The 16215-nt window shown below is 71.5% G+C and carries 15 protein-coding genes and 1 pseudogene; 10 read left to right on the forward strand and 6 right to left on the reverse strand.

What is annotated here, in order from left to right; all coding sequences use genetic code 11:
- Positions 1–299: 299 nt before the first annotated feature.
- Entirely contained in the window at positions 300–1568 is a 1269-nt protein-coding gene (locus AB0P24_RS16655) for a helix-turn-helix domain-containing protein (protein WP_365794489.1), read from the reverse strand.
- A 144-nt stretch (positions 1569–1712) separates the two neighbouring features.
- Here AB0P24_RS16655 and AB0P24_RS16660 point away from each other — a divergent pair, with 144 nt between their 5' ends.
- From AB0P24_RS16660 to AB0P24_RS16670, 3 genes are read left to right on the forward strand one after another with little or no spacing between them, the layout of a single operon-like run.
- Positions 1713–3182 (forward strand): AMP-binding protein, encoded by a 1470-nt coding sequence (locus AB0P24_RS16660; RefSeq protein ID WP_365794491.1) that lies wholly within the window; start codon positions 1713–1715, stop codon positions 3180–3182.
- Between the two features lie 3 nt (positions 3183–3185).
- Entirely contained in the window at positions 3186–4991 is a 1806-nt protein-coding gene (locus AB0P24_RS16665) for a DUF3556 domain-containing protein (RefSeq protein WP_365794493.1), read from the forward strand.
- Positions 4988–6397 carry an NAD(P)/FAD-dependent oxidoreductase gene (locus tag AB0P24_RS16670; RefSeq protein WP_365794495.1) on the forward strand — a complete coding sequence of 470 codons (1410 nt, stop codon included), beginning with the start codon at positions 4988–4990 and terminating at the stop codon, positions 6395–6397. Before AB0P24_RS16665 ends, AB0P24_RS16670 begins: the two co-directional genes overlap by 4 nt.
- 498 nt (positions 6398–6895) lie before the next feature.
- Here the strand turns inward: AB0P24_RS16670 and AB0P24_RS16675 are convergent, their stop codons facing one another.
- Positions 6896–8302, reverse strand: a complete 1407-nt coding sequence (locus tag AB0P24_RS16675; protein WP_365794497.1) for an MFS transporter — start codon at positions 8300–8302, stop codon at positions 6896–6898.
- Between the two features lie 218 nt (positions 8303–8520).
- On the opposite strand from AB0P24_RS16675, the gene AB0P24_RS16680 reads away from it, so the two are divergent.
- On the forward strand, positions 8521–9276 hold the full coding sequence (locus AB0P24_RS16680; RefSeq protein ID WP_365794499.1) for an SDR family oxidoreductase: 756 nt from the start codon (positions 8521–8523) through the stop codon (positions 9274–9276).
- 11 nt (positions 9277–9287) lie between these two features.
- Here AB0P24_RS16680 and AB0P24_RS16685 read toward each other — a convergent pair whose 3' ends face one another.
- The gene (locus AB0P24_RS16685; protein WP_365794501.1) at positions 9288–10124 is read right to left on the reverse strand and encodes an IclR family transcriptional regulator; all 837 of its coding nucleotides are present in this window, start codon (positions 10122–10124) and stop codon (positions 9288–9290) included.
- Positions 10125–10213: 89 nt separating this feature from the next.
- Here AB0P24_RS16685 and AB0P24_RS16690 point away from each other — a divergent pair, with 89 nt between their 5' ends.
- The 4 genes from AB0P24_RS16690 to AB0P24_RS16705 all read left to right on the forward strand — a co-directional run bounded on the left by AB0P24_RS16690 (position 10214) and on the right by AB0P24_RS16705 (position 13421).
- Positions 10214–10780: a carboxymuconolactone decarboxylase family protein gene (locus AB0P24_RS16690; RefSeq protein ID WP_365794503.1), complete on the forward strand. Its 567-nt coding sequence runs from the start codon at positions 10214–10216 to the stop codon at positions 10778–10780.
- Positions 10781–10863: 83 nt separating this feature from the next.
- A complete protein-coding gene (locus AB0P24_RS16695; protein WP_365794505.1) occupies positions 10864–11736 on the forward strand; it encodes a fumarylacetoacetate hydrolase family protein in 873 nt (290 codons plus the stop codon).
- Entirely contained in the window at positions 11733–12584 is an 852-nt protein-coding gene (locus AB0P24_RS16700) for a fumarylacetoacetate hydrolase family protein (RefSeq protein ID WP_365794507.1), read from the forward strand. Before AB0P24_RS16695 ends, AB0P24_RS16700 begins: the two co-directional genes overlap by 4 nt.
- Before the next feature lie 45 nt (positions 12585–12629).
- Positions 12630–13421, forward strand: a complete 792-nt coding sequence (locus AB0P24_RS16705) for an SDR family oxidoreductase (protein ID WP_365794509.1) — start codon at positions 12630–12632, stop codon at positions 13419–13421.
- A gap of 124 nt (positions 13422–13545) precedes the next feature.
- On the opposite strand, the pseudogene AB0P24_RS16710 reads toward AB0P24_RS16705, so the two are convergent.
- The 3 genes and pseudogenes from AB0P24_RS16710 to AB0P24_RS16720 form a co-directional block, all read right to left on the reverse strand.
- Positions 13546–13891, reverse strand: a pseudogene (locus AB0P24_RS16710) (hypothetical protein); the annotation flags it as partial.
- Between the two features lie 59 nt (positions 13892–13950).
- The gene (locus AB0P24_RS16715) at positions 13951–14142 is read right to left on the reverse strand and encodes a DUF397 domain-containing protein (protein ID WP_365794511.1); all 192 of its coding nucleotides are present in this window, start codon (positions 14140–14142) and stop codon (positions 13951–13953) included.
- Positions 14139–15017 carry a helix-turn-helix transcriptional regulator gene (locus AB0P24_RS16720; protein WP_365794513.1) on the reverse strand — a complete coding sequence of 293 codons (879 nt, stop codon included), beginning with the start codon at positions 15015–15017 and terminating at the stop codon, positions 14139–14141. The genes AB0P24_RS16715 and AB0P24_RS16720 overlap by 4 nt, the downstream gene beginning before the upstream one ends.
- A 267-nt stretch (positions 15018–15284) precedes the next feature.
- Here AB0P24_RS16720 and AB0P24_RS16725 point away from each other — a divergent pair, with 267 nt between their 5' ends.
- Both AB0P24_RS16725 and AB0P24_RS16730 read left to right on the forward strand, forming a co-directional pair.
- Positions 15285–15767 (forward strand): ATP-binding protein, encoded by a 483-nt coding sequence (locus tag AB0P24_RS16725; protein WP_365794623.1) that lies wholly within the window; start codon positions 15285–15287, stop codon positions 15765–15767.
- A 51-nt stretch (positions 15768–15818) separates the two neighbouring features.
- Positions 15819–16211, forward strand: coding sequence for a hypothetical protein (locus tag AB0P24_RS16730; RefSeq protein WP_365794515.1), 393 nt, complete (start codon positions 15819–15821; stop codon positions 16209–16211).
- Positions 16212–16215 lie beyond the last annotated feature (4 nt).

The following is a 16215-nucleotide window of genomic DNA, read 5'->3' on the forward strand; positions in this document are numbered from 1 at the left end:
GACAGCGGTGGGAGCCGTATCGCTCCAGTAGTCGGCCGCTCGGAAGATCGAGTTCCCGGGCCCGGACATGACGTGCGACACACCAGGGGCGGACGGTGTCGCGGCGGGCCACCGCGCCGGACGGCACGCCGCCGCGCGGTCGCGGCGACGGTGTGCCGGGCTGCCCGGTACGGCCGAGTCCGCCGGGAGGTACGGCAAGAGCCCGGTACGTGGGCCACTTCGAGGGGAGTGGACCGAGGCCAGGCGGGAGTCCGGCGCACGTCCCCGGGGGATCGAACGGACCGTCCTCGGGAAGCGGGTCAGCCCTCCGGCAGCACCGCGTCCCCCAGCCAGTACGCCGCGACCAGCGCCAGCTCCAGATCGAGGCGGTCGTCCTCCAGCGGGCGGCGACGCTGCGCGACGGCACGGGCGACGCGGTACTTCACCGTGTTCTTGTGCACGTGCAGGCGGTCCGCCGCGGCGACCAGGCTCCCGCGTTCCTGGATCAGCACGAGCAGGGTCTCGCGCAGCCGGGCGGCGCTCTCGGTGCGGGCGGCCAGTCCACCCAGCGCGGTCGCCACCAGGCGGCGGGTGCGGGGCAGGTCTGCCGTGAGGAGCGCGGCGGCGCGGACGCCGGGATCGGTGTAGCTCACGACCGAGGGCGGTTCGCCGCTGCCGAACGTGGCCACGCGAAAGGCCTGGAGGGCGTCCTCATGGGTGTGCCGGAAGCCGGCCAGTCCCGAGGCCGGGGCGCCGAGGGCCGCGTACACGTAGGGCGCGGTGCGGTCCAGGACCGCCGCGGCCGCCTCCAGATCCGCCGTCGCCTCGGGGCCGAAAGGGAACCAGACCCAGGCCGAGGCCCGGTCCTTCGGCCAGAAGACCGGGCTGCCCACGGCGCCCAGGGCCTGCCCGAGCCGGCCGGCCGCGGACTCCAACTGCGGCAGGTCGTCCCGTGCCTCGTGCCCGCTCGTGGTCCACAGCACCGCGCCCAGATGCTGCCGGCGCAGCCGGATGCCCAGTGTGGCCTCCGCGGCGCGCTCCTGGACCGCGTCCCCGGCCAGGATCCTCTCCAGGGTCTCCGCCCGGACCGTGTTGCGGTGCGAGAGCCAGCGCTCGCGCTCGGCCTGGTACTCCTCGATGACCTGCTCGGAGACGGTGTCGATGTAGACGAAGTTGAGCCCGAGCAGGGCGCGCACGGCGGCCAACGCCCGTGCCGGGTCGGGGTGCTCGCGGACCAGTTCCTCGGTGGACCACGTCAGGTGCAGATGCTGCCCGAGCCGGTAGGCGCGCACCAGCGCGGTCACGGCGACACCGCGCTGGGCCAGCCGGCGCGCGTACTCCCGGGCCTCCGCGGGGGCCACCAGCTCGGCGAGGTCCAGCTCGCCGCGGTAGAGCGCGCCGGCCGCGCGCAGGTTGCTCTCCACGCTCCGCTCCAGCAGAGCCGCGGTCATCCGGTCCTGCGGCAGCTGAGGGATCTGCTCCCGCATGGCCGCGGCGAGCGCCGCGGTGAGCTCCCCCATGTGCTCGGCGACAGCGGCACCGATCACGCTGACGTCGGCGGGCACTTCCACGTCGTACCGCCCTGCCATCCCGGCGCCTCCCGCAGTGTCCCAGGGGCCAATGAATGCGGCCCGGCGGGACCATTCTGACCCCATTCCTTGTCCCCCCGGGACAGTGTCGGCGGTCACAGCCCTTTCTACCTTCGACGCACCCTCGAAGGACTGGAGCCATCCATGACGCCACCGGCGTATCTCCCCTGGGCCGCGGAGCCGGGCCATGCCGACCGCCCGTGCGTGCGCGACGAGCGCCGTCAACTCACCTACGCGGAGTTCGCCGCGTGGGTGGAGGCGGCGGCCGAGCAGTTCGCCGAGCGCGGCATCGGGCGCGGGTCGGTGGTCGCGGTCATGCTGCCGAACCGCGTCGAGCTGCTCGTCGCGATGGTCGCCGCGTGGCGGCTCGGCGCTGCCGCGACGCCGATCAACCCGGCGTTCACCGCCGAGGAGGCCGGCTACCAGATCAGAGACGCCGGCAGCGCCCTGGTGGTGAACGCCGGCCCGGGCGCGCCGGACGGCGGCCGGCCCGGTCTCTCCGTCGACGAGCTACGGCGTGTGCCGTCCGGTGAGCCGTTGCCCGCGGCACGCACGTCTCCGGACGAACTGGCCCTGCTGGTCTATACGAGCGGGTCGACGGGCCGGCCCAAGGGGGTGATGCTCGACCACGCCAACCTGGAGGCGATGACCTCGATGATGGCCGACCTCATGCGGCTCACCGCCGACGACCACTGCCTGCTCTTCCTCCCGCTGTTCCACGTCAACGCGATCTGCGTCAGCTTCCTGTCGCCGATGCGCACCGGCGCCCAGCTGACGCTGATGGGCCGGTTCACCGTCGACGGGCTTCTCGACGCCGTCGAACGGCACCGTCCGACGTACTTCTCGGGCGTGCCCACGATCTACTCCATGCTGCTCGCGCAGCCGCGCGACGCCGACTTCTCCTCGGTGCGGTTCGCCGCGTGCGGGGCCGCGCCGGCCTCGAAGGACCTGCTCGACGCGGTCGAGGCACGCTTCGGTTTCGTGCTGGCGGAGGGCTACGGCCTGACCGAGTGCACCTGCGCCGCCACGAGCAACCGGTGGTGGGACGAGCGCAAGGTCGGCACGGTCGGTCCGGCCTTCCCCGGGGTGCGGGTGGAGATCATGGGCGCTGCCGGGACGATCCTGCCCCGCGGCGAGCGCGGCGAGGTGGTCATCCAGGGGCCCAACGTGATGCGCGGGTACCTGGGCCGCCCCGAGGCCACGGCCGAGACCCTGCGCGGCGGCTGGCTGCACACCGGCGACGTCGGCGTCCTCGACGAGGACGGCTACCTGCGCATCGTCGACCGGATCAAGGACATGATCATCCGGGGCGGCGAGAACATCTACCCCCAGGAGATCGAGGCCGTCCTGCTCTCCCGCGAAGGCGTCTTCGAGGCCGCCGTGATCGGCCAGGCGGACGAGCGGTTCGGCGAGGTCCCGTTCGCCTACGTCTCGCTGCGTCCCGGGGCCGCCGTCACCGGCCAGGACCTGATCGAGGCGTGTGCCGCGCACCTGGCCCGCTACAAGGTGCCCGTGGGCGTGCGCGTCCTCGACGCCCTGCCCAGGAACCCCGTCGGCAAGATCGACAAGCCCGCGCTGCGCCGGCAGCACGAGACCGTCACCACCGGAGCGTGAGGCATGGCCTTCAAGACCCCCGTCTTCCCCGCGGTCGACCCCGAGGAGTTCCTGCGCCGCCCGTTCTTCGAGCGGGTCAAGGTGCTGACCGGCTTCTGGGCCGGGAACGGCTTCGGCAGCCCGTGGGTGCTGCACCTGATCTACGTCCTCAAGCTGGTCGGTGTCTCCACGATCGGCGGCCTGCTGGTCGTGACCGCGACCTCCGACGTCGGCGGCCTGCTCGACGTCGGCCGGTGGTGGGACGAGCCGGTCGTCTACCAGAAACTCGTGCTGTGGGTCGCTCTCCTGGAGGTGGTCGGCGTCGGCGGCGCCTGGGGCCCGCTCACCGGCCACTTCAAGCCGATGTACGGCGGAGCGCGCTACTGGCTGCGGCCGGGCACGATCCGGCTGCCCCCGTGGCCGCACGTGGTGCCGTTCACCCGCGGGGACCGGCGCGGTGTCGTGGACGCCGTGCTGTACGCCGCGATCCTCGTCAGCCTGGCGGTGGCGATCGTGCTGCCCGGCGTCGGCACCGCGGCGCTGTCCGCCGCCCGTCCCGACGTGACCGGTGGCCTGGTGCGGCCTGTGCTGTTCGTGGTACCGGCCGCCTTGCTCGGGCTGCTCGGGCTGCGGGACAAGGTCGTCTTCCTGGCGGGGCGAGGCGAGCAGTACGTCCCGGTGATGGTCGCCTGCGCCACGCTGGACTTCACCGACATGATCATCGCCGCGAAGCTGATCATCGTCATCGTGTGGGTGGGCGCCGCGGTGTCGAAGTTCACCCGGCACTTCTCGTTCGTCGTGCCTCCGATGGTGTCGAACGCACCGTTCATGCCCAGGGCTCTGCGGCTCAGGCACTACAAGAACGCGCCCGAGGACCTGCGTCCCTCCGGCCTCGCCCACTTCATGGCGCACGTGATGGGAACGCTCGCCGAGTTCGCCCTCCCGCTCGTGCTGCTGTTCAGCACCAACCGGGAACTGACCCTCGTCGCCGTCGCGGGCATGGTGCTCTTCCACCTCTTCATCACCTCGACGTTCCCGTTGGCGGTGCCGCTGGAGTGGAACATCCTGTTCGCCTACACCGGGATCTTCCTGTTCGCGGGGCATCCCAACGGCGAGGGCTACGGCCTCTTCGACTTCAGCGAGCCGTGGATGCTGCCGCTGATCGCGGGGGCCCTGCTCTTCTTCCCTGTGCTGGGCAACCTGCGCCCGGACCTGGTCTCCTTCCTGCCCTCGATGCGGCAGTACGCCGGGAACTGGGCGTCGGCCGTCTGGGCGCTGGCGCCGGGTGCCGAGGAACGGCTGGCCGAACTGCCGGTCCCGGTCAAGCCGCACCACCGGCAGCTGCACGCCTTCGGCTACCCCGCTCCGCAGGCCGAGATGGCGATGCAGATGTTCGTCGCCTGGCGCTCGATGCACACCCAGGGCAAGGGGCTGCTGTCGGTGGCGCGGACCTACCTCGGTGACGACCTTGACACGTACACCGTGCGCGAGGGCGAGATCGGCGCGAACCTGGTCGTGGGCTGGAACTTCGGCGACGGCCACCTTCACGACGACCAGCTGATCGAGGCGATCCAGCGGCGGCTGCACTTCGCCCCGGGGGAGTTGGTGGTGTTCTGGGTGGAGTCCCAGCCGATCCACCGGCCCGTCCAGGAGTACTTCGTGATGGATGCGGCCCTCGGGATCGTCGAGCGCGGCCGGTGGGACGTGCGCGACCTCGTCGACCAGCAGCCCTGGCTGCCCGACGGGCCCGTCCCGCTGGAAGTCACCTGGCGGCACCCGCAGCACCATCCGGCGTACCGAACGGCGAACGGCGAGGGAGCGCTCGCATGACGACGGCAGTCGTGGTCGGCAGCGGGCCCAACGGGCTCGCCGCCGCCCTCACCCTCGCCGCGGCGGGGGTGAGTGTCCGCGTCATCGAGGCGGCGGACGTGCTCGGCGGCGGCGTCCGGTCCGCCGAGCTGACCCTGCCCGGCCTGGTCCATGACGAGTGCTCCGGCTTTCACCCCCTGGCGCCCGGCTCGGCCTTCGCCCGACGGTTCGACCTCGCCGGGGCCGGTCTGAGCTGGCGGTGGGCCCCGGTGGAGTTCGCGCACCCGCTGGAGGGCGGGCGCGGCGCGGTCGCGGTCCGGTCGGTGGCCCGGACCGCCGCCGGGCTCGGGGCGGGCGGCCGGGGGTGGCAGCGGACGTTCGGGCCGCTCGCGGAGCGGTTCACGACGATCAGCGAGGAGTTCCTGCGGCCGGTGCTGCACGTTCCGCGGCACCCGCTCCACCTGGCCCGCTTCGGTGCCTACGCCGGCCTGCCGGCCACGCTGCTGGCGCGCCGCTTGCGCACACCGGAGGCCCAGGCGCTCTTCACCGGCGTCGCCGCACACGCCTTCCGGCCCCTGGACACGCTCGCCTCCTCGGCGATCGGGGTCGCGCTGACCACGGCCGCGCATGCCTTCGGCTGGCCGGTCGCCGAGGGCGGTACGGCCGCGATCCGGGACGCGATCCTGGCTCGCGCGGCCGAACACGGCGTGCGGTTCGAGACCGGCCGCCGGGTGACCTCCCTGGACGAACTGGGCAATCCTGACGTGGTCATGCTGGACACCTCGCCGGCGGCGGCCGCCCGGATCGCGGGCGACCGGATGCCGCCCCGCGTCCGGCGCGCGTACCTGAGGTACCGCCACGGGCCCGGCGCGTTCAAGGTCGACTTCGCCGTCGAGGGCGGCGTGCCGTGGCTGCACGAGGGTTCGCGGTCGGCCGGAACGGTGCACCTCGGCGGCGACACGGCGGAGCTGGCGGCCGCCGAGAAGGACGTGGCAGCCGGGCGGATGCCTCAGCGGCCGTTCGTGCTCGTCGGGCAGCAGTACCTCGCCGACAAGACCCGCTCGGCCGGCGACGTGCACCCGCTCTACGCCTACGCCCATGTGCCGGCCGGCTACACCGGCGACGCGACCGAAACGATCATCGCCCGGATCGAGCAGTACGCCCCCGGCTTCCGCGACCGGATCCGGGCGACGTACGTCCGCTCCACCACGGAGCTGAGCCGGCACAACGAGAACTACGTCGCCGGTGACATCGTGACCGGCGCCAACGATCCCTGGCAGCTGCTCTTCCGGCCACGCCCGGCCCTCGACCCGTACGCCACCGGCATCCCCGGCGTCCACCTCTGCTCCGCCGCGACCCCACCCGGTGCCGGCGCCCACGGGATGTGCGGCTACAACGCCGCACAGCGCGCACTGGCCCGGCTCTGAGGCCCGGTCCCTCTGCCGGCCGGTCCGGTCGGCTTCCCCCGGACGCCGACCGGACCGCCCCTGCGCCTGGGCGGACTCCCTTTACATGAACACATTCGGTGCGCGGAGTGCGAGGAAGCGGTCGAGCAGCTTGCCGTGGTCAATGAGGTCGACCGGCTTCCCGGTCTTCTCGCGCGACAACGCGATCCCCGGCACCCGAAGCCGTCGACCCGGTGGCGATGTCCGAGCCGCACACCCTTCGGTCCAGGACGCGGCGGTCCGTGATGCCGGTGCGGTCCGAGCCGTCGCGGTACGGCTGAAGCGGCGGGTTCCGGCCGAGTACGCCGGCCGCGTGCTGTGTCCCGGCGACCCGCAGGAGCTGCTGCCGCCGGCTCTCGCACCGGGATCCCGCACCGGCCGCACCCGCGGCCCGGGCGTTCCCGCGGGTCGCGCTCACCCGCCTGCCCGCGGACGCGGCGGTCCTGTGGCGGCGGGCGGCGACGTGTGCCGCGGTGCGGGCTACCGCGAGAGTTCCTCCAGCGACGCCTGCTTGGTCTCCATACCGCAGACGGCGGTGACAATCAGCCCGATGACCAGCACGGCCGCGAAGAGACCGAAGACGACGGCGATGCCGTGGTCGACGAGGGCGCCGATGACCGTCGGGGCGAGGACGGCCGCGAACCCCCGCCACGAGCTGGCGCTGAGGGCGCCCCAGGAGCGCATCCGGGTGGGGTAGATCTCCGCGGTCCAGGCGTACACCAGCGGGTCGACGCCGCTCACACCGAGGAGCATCAGGCCACCGCCGGCCAGGAGCGCGGGCCAGGTGTGGAGGTTGCCGGTCACCGCCAGCACGACGGCCAGCAGGGCACCGGCGAGGGAGATCACGTATCCCGCGAGGAACCAGCGGCGCCGGCCCACGCGGTCGACGGTGGCTCCCACGACGGTGATCAGGACGATGGTGGCGAGGGTGACCGCGCCGCTGAGCAGGGCGGCGGTGGAAGGGGAGACACCGACGCGCTTGACGTAGAGGCTGGGCATCCAGGCGGTGGCGCCGAGCAGGGTGAAGAAGACGGTGAACCACAGCACCCAGGCCGTGACCGTCCGCCTGCGGTACTGGGGTGACAGCAGTTCGGTGTGCCGGGTGGACGCCAGGTCGGCGCTCGGTGTGTTTTCAGGGGCCGCGGCGGAGTCGGCCGCGGCGGCGGTGGAGCCGGCCGCGGCTTCCATGGCGGTGACGATCCGCTCCGCCTCGGCGAAGCGTCCTTGCCGGACAAGAACGCGCGGCGACTCCGGCAGCAGGCGCCAGGCGACCAGGGCGATCAGCAGCGGGGCGCCGCCGATGGCGAACAGCAGGCGCCAGGCGTTCTCGGGGCTGGTGGACGCGAGCAGGGCGGCCGCGGTCAGTGAGGTGGCCAGGTTGCCGAGCGGCGAGGCCAGTTTGTAGAGCACGGTGACCCGGCCCCGCTGCCGGGCCGCGACGAACTCGCCGAGCAGGGCGGACGCCACGGGCACTTCGGCGCCCAGGCCGAAGCCCTGGATCAGTCGGATGGCCCCCAGACTGGTGCTGCTCCAGGCCAGGGCCGAGACCAGAGCGAAGACCCCCATCACGGCCAGGGCGACGAGAAACACCCGCCGTCGCCCCAGACGCTCGCTGACCAGGCCGAACCCGATCGCGCCCACCGCCTGCCCGAGGAAGCCCGCGCTGACCAGCAGACCGGCCTGGCTGGAGCTCAGCCCGTACGTGGCGGAGATCGCACTGAGGACGGTGGCGATGGAGACGACGTCGAAGGCGTCGAAGAAGGTTCCGGCCCCGAGCGTGCCGACGACGCGGGCATGGAACCGGGAGACCGGTATCCGGTCCAGCCGCCTGATCAACTGGTCGGCTTGCAGGGCTTGTTGAGTGTTCTGCGCATCTGTCACGGCCATGGCGGCAGCTCCTCGTCGAGCTTGCAGGGGGATGCGGTCTGCACAAGAGCCCGCCACTTTCACTCACAGAAAGCGGCTTGTTCTAGTCGGAAGGAACCAAAGCACCGGGGCCGGAATGACGTCAAGAGCCGGTCGCCGTAGACATTGCCGCGACTTCGGAGCTATCGTCCCAGGAGACTTTGAAAGCTACTTTTATGCAGTGAAAGCAGAGGGTCGCCATGGAGTGGTTGGGATTGGAGGGCCGCCGGGCGCTGGTCATGGGAGCCGGCGGACTGGGCGCCGCCTGCGCCCGGGGGCTGGCCGACGCGGGGGCGCGGCTTGCCGTGGTGGACGTGGACGAGGCGAGGCTGAAGGCGCTACGGGACGAGCCCGCGCTCGCCGAGGCCGATGTGCACGTGTTCCCGGCCGACGTGACGTCCTCCGAGGCGTGCGAGGAGGTCGTCGCGGCGGCGGTCGATGCGCTCGGCGGGCTGGATGTGCTGGTGCACGCGGTCGGCACGAACGACCGCCGCCCGGTGGTGGACACCCCGGACGAGGTGTGGGAACGGATCCTCACGCTGAACCTGTCGAGCGCGTTCTACGCCGGGCGGGCCGCCGGACGCCTGATGCGCGAGGGGGGAGGTGGCAGCATGGTGTTCTTCTCGTCGGTCTCCTCCCGGCTGGCGCACAGACACCACGCCCCCTACGCGGCGACCAAGGGCGGCCTCGACCAGCTGGTGAAGGTGATGGCCCGGGAGTGGGCGGCCGACGGCGTGACCGTCAACGCGGTCGGCCCCGGCTACACGGAGACGGAGCTGACCAGGGAGTACCTGGACAAGCCGGGAATGCGCGAGGAGATGGTCGGCCTGGTACCGGCCGGACGCCTGGGCACGCCGGAGGACGTGGTCGGCTCGGTGCTGTTCCTCGCCTCGCACCGGGCGTCGTTCGTCACCGGGCAGGTGCTGTACGTCGACGGCGGCCGCACGCTCGTATGAACCGGCGGATCTCAGCTTCCGCCGAGCAGCCGCGTGATCTCCCGGCAGGCGTCCAGCAGCGGCGGACGCAGCTCGTCGTGCAGACGGGCGACCGGGAACTCCATGGCCGGTACGGCGACGTTGACGGCGGCGACCACCGCGCCGGACGCGTCGCGCACGGGCGCGGCCACCGAGCGCAGGCCGTAGGCGAGTTCCTCGTCCTGCACCGCCCAGCCCTGCTTGCGGATCCCGTCCAGGGCGGGCCGCAGTTCGGCGAGCGACCGAAGCGCGTTGGGGCCGGTGGTCCCGGCGAAGGACGCCGCGCTCAGGCGCTCCTCCAGTTCGGTGTCGTCCAGCCCGGCCAGCAGCACCTTGCCGATGGAGGTGCCGACCGCCGGGAGCCGGGAGCCCACCTGGATGTTCGCGGTCACCAGGTCGTTGTTGCGCAGCCGGATCAGGTACAGCACGCGGTCGTCGGAGAGCGTGCCCAGATTGACCGTCTGTCCGGTCACCGCGGCGAGCCGGCGCAGCGGCCCGTCGGCCAGCTCCACCAGGTCCATGCCGCGCAGCGCCGCGAAGCCGAGCGTGAGCACCTTCGGAGCGGGGCGGTAGGCGCCGTCGGGCAGCTGCTCCAGGAACCCCTCGGTGACCAGGGTGGCGGCCATCCGGAAGGCGGTCGGCAGCGGCACCCCGGTCTCCGCGGCCATGTCGGTGAGCTTCATCGCCGGGCGCTGCTCGGAGAACAGCCCGAGCAGCCGCAGCCCCTTGGCCAGCGCTTCGACGTGATAACTGCGCTTGGACGCGGCGCCCTCGACGGACGGGGAGGTCGGTTCATCACGCGGCGGCAACTCGGGGCTCGCTTTCTGCACGGGCGTACGCCTGAGGGGCAACTTTCATTGTACGGAAGTCAATATCACGCAGGAGTCGCCTTGCACACAGGAAGGCGTGAGGAGGACACATGGGAGCGCGACTGACCGGGCTGCTGCCCGGCCGACTGGACAAGGAACAGACGGAGGTCTACCGGGCCATCACCGGCGGCCCCCGCGCGGCCGGACCCCAGGCGTTCGCCCTCACGGACCGGGAGGGGCGGCTGCGCGGCCCCTTCAACGCCATGCTGCTCAGCCCGCCGGTGGGCCTCGCGCTCCAGGCCGTCGGCGCGGCCGTGCGCTACGGCTCCGTGCTGAGCGACCGGGCGCGCGAGCTGGCGATCCTCGCCGTGGCCGCCCACTGGAACAGCACCTTCGAGCGCGCGGCCCACGAGGCCGTGGGCCGCGGGGCCGGTCTGACCGAGCCGGAGCTGGCCACGCTGAGAACCGGAGCGGTACCCGAGCTAGCCGACCCCGTCGAGCGCGCCGTCCTGCGGGCGGCCTCCGCGCTGCTGAGCCACGGCACCCTCAGCGACGAGGAGTACGCCGACATCGTGTCCTCGGTGGGAGAACGAGCCCTGTTCGAACTGACGACCCTCGTCGGCTACTACGGCACTCTCGCCCTCCAGCTCCGCGTTTTCGCAGGTGAGGGGCCTTGACAGCCCGTAGCGACCCATAAATACTCACATCACGTTCACGTAGCGAATATCGCTTTCACTCACCGAAAGAGGCGGGCAATTCCGTGAAACTCATCACCTTCGACGACGGACGGGTCGGCAGGCTGGAACTGGAGGAGCGGCTGGTACTCCCGCTGGAGGTGCCGAGCACCCGGGAGTACTTCGAGCGCGACGGCCGGGTGGCCGAGACCGGTGAGCGGCTGTCGCTGGACGACGTGAGGCTGCGCGCCCCGATCGTGCCGAAGAAGTTCTTCCACACCTCCGGCAACTTCCGTGAGCACGAGGACGAGTCGAAGAACGTCGACTGGTCGCACCCCATGCACAAGGGCATCGTCTTCTTCCAGAACGTCGACGCGATCGTCGGCCCCGACGAGCCGGTCATCTACCCCGAGCACCTGACCAGCGAGCTGGACTACGAGCTGGAGATCGCCGTCGTCATCGGCAGGCCCGGGAAGTTCTTCGGCGTGGACGACGCGCCCGACCACATCGCCGGGTACGTGGTCTTCAACGACATCACCGCCCGCGACATCCAGCGCCGCGAGATGGAGTCCGGGGTCTTCTCCTTCTGCAAGGCCATCGACACCTTCTGCCCCGTCGGCCCGTACATCGTCACCGCCGACGAGATCCCCGACGCGCAGAACCTCGACATGGAGCTGCGGGTCAACGGCGTGGTCCGGCAGAAGTCCAACACCAACCGGATGTCGGTCTCCATCCCGCACCTGGTCGCCTACCACTCCCCGCAGGGCTACAGCGCGGGCGACCTGATCACCACCGGCACCGTCCAGGGCGTGGCCGGCTTCAGCGGCGACCCGGAGATGTACCTCAAGCCGGGCGACGTCGTCGAGGCCGAGGTCGAACGACTCGGCGTGCTGCGCACCCCGATCGTCAGCTGGACCGAGGGGCACGGCACCCCCGTACCCGAGAAGGTGGACTGGTGAGGCTCGCGGTACGGGACGGACGGGCCGTCGTCGTCGGCGGCGACCGGGCGGCCGACGTGGCAACCGCCTCGCGCGGACTGCTGCCCGCCGACCCCATGGCCCTGCTGGAGGACTGGCCGCGGGTACGCGACTGGGCCGCCGGACTGCCCGAGGACGCCTACGACCTGACAGTTGATCCGGCCGCGCTCGGCGCACCCGTGCCGCGCCCCCGCCAGGTGTTCGCGGTCGCCCTCAACTACCCGCCGCACGCGGCGGAAGCCGGCTACATCCCGCCCGCGGAACCGCTCGTCTTCACCAAGTTCCCGGCGTGCATCACCGGCCCGCACAGCACCGTCGCCCTCCCCGAGGGCAAGGTGGACTGGGAGGTCGAGCTCGTCGCGGTGATCGGCCGCGAGACCTACCGAGTGAGCGAGGACCGCGCCTGGGACGCGGTGGCCGGTCTGACCATCGGCCAGGACCTGTCCGAACGGGTCTCCCAACTGCGGGGGAAACCAGCGCAGTTCAGCCTCGGCAAGTCCTTCCCGGGTTTCGGACCCATCGGTCCGGCGCTGGTCACTCCTGACGAGCTCGACGACCCCGACGACCTGGAGATCACCGGCCTGCTCAACGGGACGGTCGTCCAGCACGACCGCACCAAGTCCATGATCTTCCCGGTGCCGGAGCTCATCGCCCGTCTGTCCGCCGTACTCCCCCTGTTCCCCGGCGATCTGGTGTTCACCGGCACCCCGGCCGGGGTCGGCAACCGCATGAACCCGCCGCGCTACCTCACCGCCGCCGACGAACTCGTCAGCCGCATCGAGGGCATCGGCGAGATCCGCCAGCGCTTCACGGCCCCCGAAGACCACTGAGCCTCGCGGCCCCCGACACCACTGCCCCCTCAGACAAGGACCCGCATGTCCCCGCAGAAAACCGCCGTCCCCCGCCGTTTCGAGGGCCGCACCGTCCTGGTCACCGGCGCCGGCACCGGCTATGGCGCCGAGATCGCCGTCCGCGCCGCCCAGGAGGGCGCCCGGGTCGCCGTCCACTACCGCAGCTCCGCCGCCGGAGCCGACAAGACCGTCGCCCGCATCAAGGACGTCGGCGGCGAGGCGTTCACCGTGCAGGCCGACATCGCCGTGCACGCCGACGTCATCCGCATGGCCGACGAGGTCTTCGACCGCTTCCACGGCCTCGACGTGCTGGTCAACAACGTCGGCGACGTGGCGGGCGACCAGATGTCCTGGCGAGACCTCACCGAGGAGTCCATCGACCACGTCCTCGCCGTGGACGTCAAGGGAACCATGCTCTGCGTCCACGAGGTCGGCTCCCGCATGCTGGAGCAGGGCCACGGCGCGATCGTCAACATCGGCTCCACCGTGATCGTCCGCGGCAGCGCCCGCGCCCCGCAGTACGCCGCCGCGAAGTACGGCATCCTCGGCATCACCAAGTCCTACGCCCAGGCCTTCGCGCCGGTCGTCCGGGTCAACACCTTCGCCCCCGGTTTCATCGAGACCGAGACGCTGCTGAACCGGGCGGACTGGAAGTCCGGCCGCCGCGAGGACATGATCGCCAAGACCCCGATGGGCCGCATCCCGGGCCCGGCCGAACTCGCGGGCACCGCTCTCTTCCTCGCCACCGACGACGCCGCCCACATGACCGGCGTCTACCTCAACGCCGACGGCGGCTTCAACATGATCGGCGCCTGACACGGCCCCGGACGACCGGAGGCGCGGCCGCCCGGTCAGTGCCCTGACTCCCCTGCCGCGCCCCCGCTCTCCCCGCGGCGGACTGCGGCGGGACGGTGTCGTACAGGGTCGCCAGGGCGCGGGTGCGGAAGAACGCGTGCAGGGCTTCCCGGTCGGTCTCGGTGACCCGGCCGGGATCCTTGAGCAGCAGTTGGCGGGCGGTACGGGTGCTGTCCGGAAGATCCGGGCGGACGTCCCAGACGAGCTGGACGGCGACCTTCGAGGCGGTACGGACCCGCTCCAGGTGCCCGTTCATCCGGTCGACGAGTTCGCCGGCCTGACGGATGCGGGCCGCGAGGTGGCGGCGGATGTCGCCGGTGAGGATCTGGTCGAAGAGGCGCCGCTCGGCGGTGGTGATGTCGTCGCGGCCGCGGTCGCGCTCCTTGGTGAGTGTGGTGAGCAGGCCGGTGGCCCCCCACGCGTACGCCGTCGGCGGGCCCTCCCGGACGCAGGTCTGCCCCTGACACCTTGCCAGGAGCAGACCTCACGCCTACTGGACAGCGAAGCCTACGAACGCGGTCCAGGCCGCCGCATCGACTTCAAGGCCACGGCGGGCTATGTCCTTGGAGTCGCGTACGTGGACAACGTGAGGGCAGACGGCGACCTCGACGCACTGGCCGCCCTCGCCACTGCTGTAGCTGCTCGTGCGCCAAGTAACCACTTCATCGACGTCGGTGTTCATGTCTCTCCCAGCAGTTCCTCAATGAGGGTCAACGACTCGCGGGGCGTGAGAGCTTGTGCTCGTAGCAAACCGTACTGCTCTTCAAGCTCACGGACGGTGCCCCGATCCGTATAGAGGCGGCTGTGCTTGTATGCCTCCACATAGGCGATCCTCCGCGCATCCTGCGTCTCGATCAAGGTGAAGGGGCCAGCCAGACCGGCGTGCTCGTCCCGCGCGTTCGGCATGATCTGGATCTCGACGTTTCTCCGCTGTCCGCACAGCAGAAGCTGCTCCAACTGTCCGCGCATCACGTGGCCGCCGCCCAGGGGCCGTGTCAGCACAGACTGCTCGATGACAAAGCTCAGGGTCGGCATCGGCAGACGGCTAAAGATCTCATGCCTCGCGAGACGTGCGGCGACCCGCTCCTCGATCGTCTCGTCGCTCAGCAGCGGCCGTCGCATCGTGAACACAGCCCGCGCGTACTCCTCCGTCTGCAAGAGCCCGTTGATGAGGTGCGTGTCGTAGACGTGCAGCTCAACCGCCTCCCCCTCCAACCGCGCCGCATCCCGAAAGAACGCCGGATACTGGGCCCGAGCCACCTCCTCCTTCATCTCCTGGAGGACCCCGCCCGCGTCCAGCACCTCGTCGGCCCGGTCGATGAACCTCGGCGGAGCCACCCGGCGTCCCTGCTCGTACGCGGCGATGGTGGACACCGAATACCCCGTCAGCGAGCCGAACTCAGGGCGCTCCAGGCCCGCCCGCACCCGGAACCTCTTCAACTGCCGCCCGAAGACGCGCAGAACACCTGAGCCGGCGTCGGGTTCCGGCTGCCGTCCCTCTCCGTCGCCGTCACCGTTTCCGAACGCCTCGTCCACAAGCCCCGTCGGTTCACTCATCCCCGTACCACCTCCCCCGGCCAACGCGCCCCCGCGCAGACCGTCACGCTCTGCCCCGCCTACACTCGCGTACCGCACACCTACAGCGACCCTCCGTGTGCGCGCCGTATCTGGTCACGCTAGGACGACACCGGCAGCGTGGACCACATGAACAGCCGAACTTCCCCCACACGGCGAACTCCCGAGGCCGAAGCCGATGCCGATGCCGCAGGAAAAACCGCACCCCGGACCGAGAACGCCTGCTCCCGCCCCCTCCACGAGTTCACGATGGCCTTCACCTCCTCCCCGCGCGGCGCACGCCTCGCCCGCAGGCTGGTCTCCCACCGGCTCGACACGTGGGGGTATCCGTACGACGGCCGGGTCAACGACACGCTCACCCTGATCACCGCCGAGCTGACCGCCAACGCCGTACGGCACGGGCATGTCGCCGGACGGGACTTCCATGTCCGGCTCACCGAGAGCACCGGCTTTCTGCGCATCGCGGTCACCGACACCCGGGCCGAACGCATCCCGATGCTCTCCGACCGGGAGCCGCCCGGCGACGCGGAGTCCGGCCGGGGCCTGCTGATCGTGGCGGGGCTGGCGACCCGTTGGGCGGTCGCCCCGCGCGTGGGTGCGCCGGGGAAGACCGTCTGGGCGGAACTGCGCCTGACGCGAGACGCGCAGGACCCGGCCATCGTCGACCGGTTTCACGCCAACGGCCGGGACGGCGGCTCCTCTTGGGCGTCCGGTGTCAGTGCCGGCCACTAGTCTCGTTCGCCCGGCAGGGAGCCGGTGAATCAGGGGGAGTACGAGACCGTCATGCCCGACAACCACACCGGATACGTGATCTCCGTCGTCGACGAGGATCCGCTGCGCGCCCGCAAGGACGCACGCGAACTGCTCGCCGCGCTCGGCGAGGTGGACCCGACGGCCAGGCTAGACCTGCCCGAGCCCGGCAGTCTGGCGGGGATCGGCGACAAGGGCGGGCCGTCCGCCGAGACCGTCGGGCTGCTGCTGAGCGCCGGTTCGTTCGTGGTCTCGCTGGTGCAGACGTGGCTGGCGCGGGTCCCGCAGCGCACCGTCGTGGTCAAGCGGCCCGACGGGGCGACCCTGCACATCACCGGCAAGGAGGCCCGCGAGGACGACACGCTCATCGAGCGGTTCCTCGCGGACGACGGCGACGACGGCACGACGGCGACGACGGCGGGCTGAGCGG

The organism is Streptomyces sp. NPDC086519, assembly GCF_040686075.1.
GTDB lineage: Bacteria > Actinomycetota > Actinomycetes > Streptomycetales > Streptomycetaceae > Streptomyces > Streptomyces shenzhenensis.

Coding starts and splice junctions, on each gene's coding strand:
- AB0P24_RS16705 (WP_365794509.1), top strand. CDS start 12,630: ATGTCCCCGCAGAAAACCGCCGTCCCCCGCCGTTTCGAGGGCCGCACC.
- AB0P24_RS16675 (WP_365794497.1), bottom strand. CDS start 8,302: ATGGCCGTGACAGATGCGCAGAACACTCAACAAGCCCTGCAAGCCGAC.
- AB0P24_RS16725 (WP_365794623.1), top strand. CDS start 15,285: ATGGCCTTCACCTCCTCCCCGCGCGGCGCACGCCTCGCCCGCAGGCTG.
- AB0P24_RS16665 (WP_365794493.1), top strand. CDS start 3,186: ATGGCCTTCAAGACCCCCGTCTTCCCCGCGGTCGACCCCGAGGAGTTC.
- AB0P24_RS16730 (WP_365794515.1), top strand. CDS start 15,819: ATGCCCGACAACCACACCGGATACGTGATCTCCGTCGTCGACGAGGAT.
- AB0P24_RS16680 (WP_365794499.1), top strand. CDS start 8,521: ATGGAGTGGTTGGGATTGGAGGGCCGCCGGGCGCTGGTCATGGGAGCC.
- AB0P24_RS16655 (WP_365794489.1), bottom strand. CDS start 1,568: ATGGCAGGGCGGTACGACGTGGAAGTGCCCGCCGACGTCAGCGTGATC.
- AB0P24_RS16660 (WP_365794491.1), top strand. CDS start 1,713: ATGACGCCACCGGCGTATCTCCCCTGGGCCGCGGAGCCGGGCCATGCC.
- AB0P24_RS16690 (WP_365794503.1), top strand. CDS start 10,214: ATGGGAGCGCGACTGACCGGGCTGCTGCCCGGCCGACTGGACAAGGAA.
- AB0P24_RS16670 (WP_365794495.1), top strand. CDS start 4,988: ATGACGACGGCAGTCGTGGTCGGCAGCGGGCCCAACGGGCTCGCCGCC.
- AB0P24_RS16715 (WP_365794511.1), bottom strand. CDS start 14,142: ATGAACACCGACGTCGATGAAGTGGTTACTTGGCGCACGAGCAGCTAC.
- AB0P24_RS16720 (WP_365794513.1), bottom strand. CDS start 15,017: ATGAGTGAACCGACGGGGCTTGTGGACGAGGCGTTCGGAAACGGTGAC.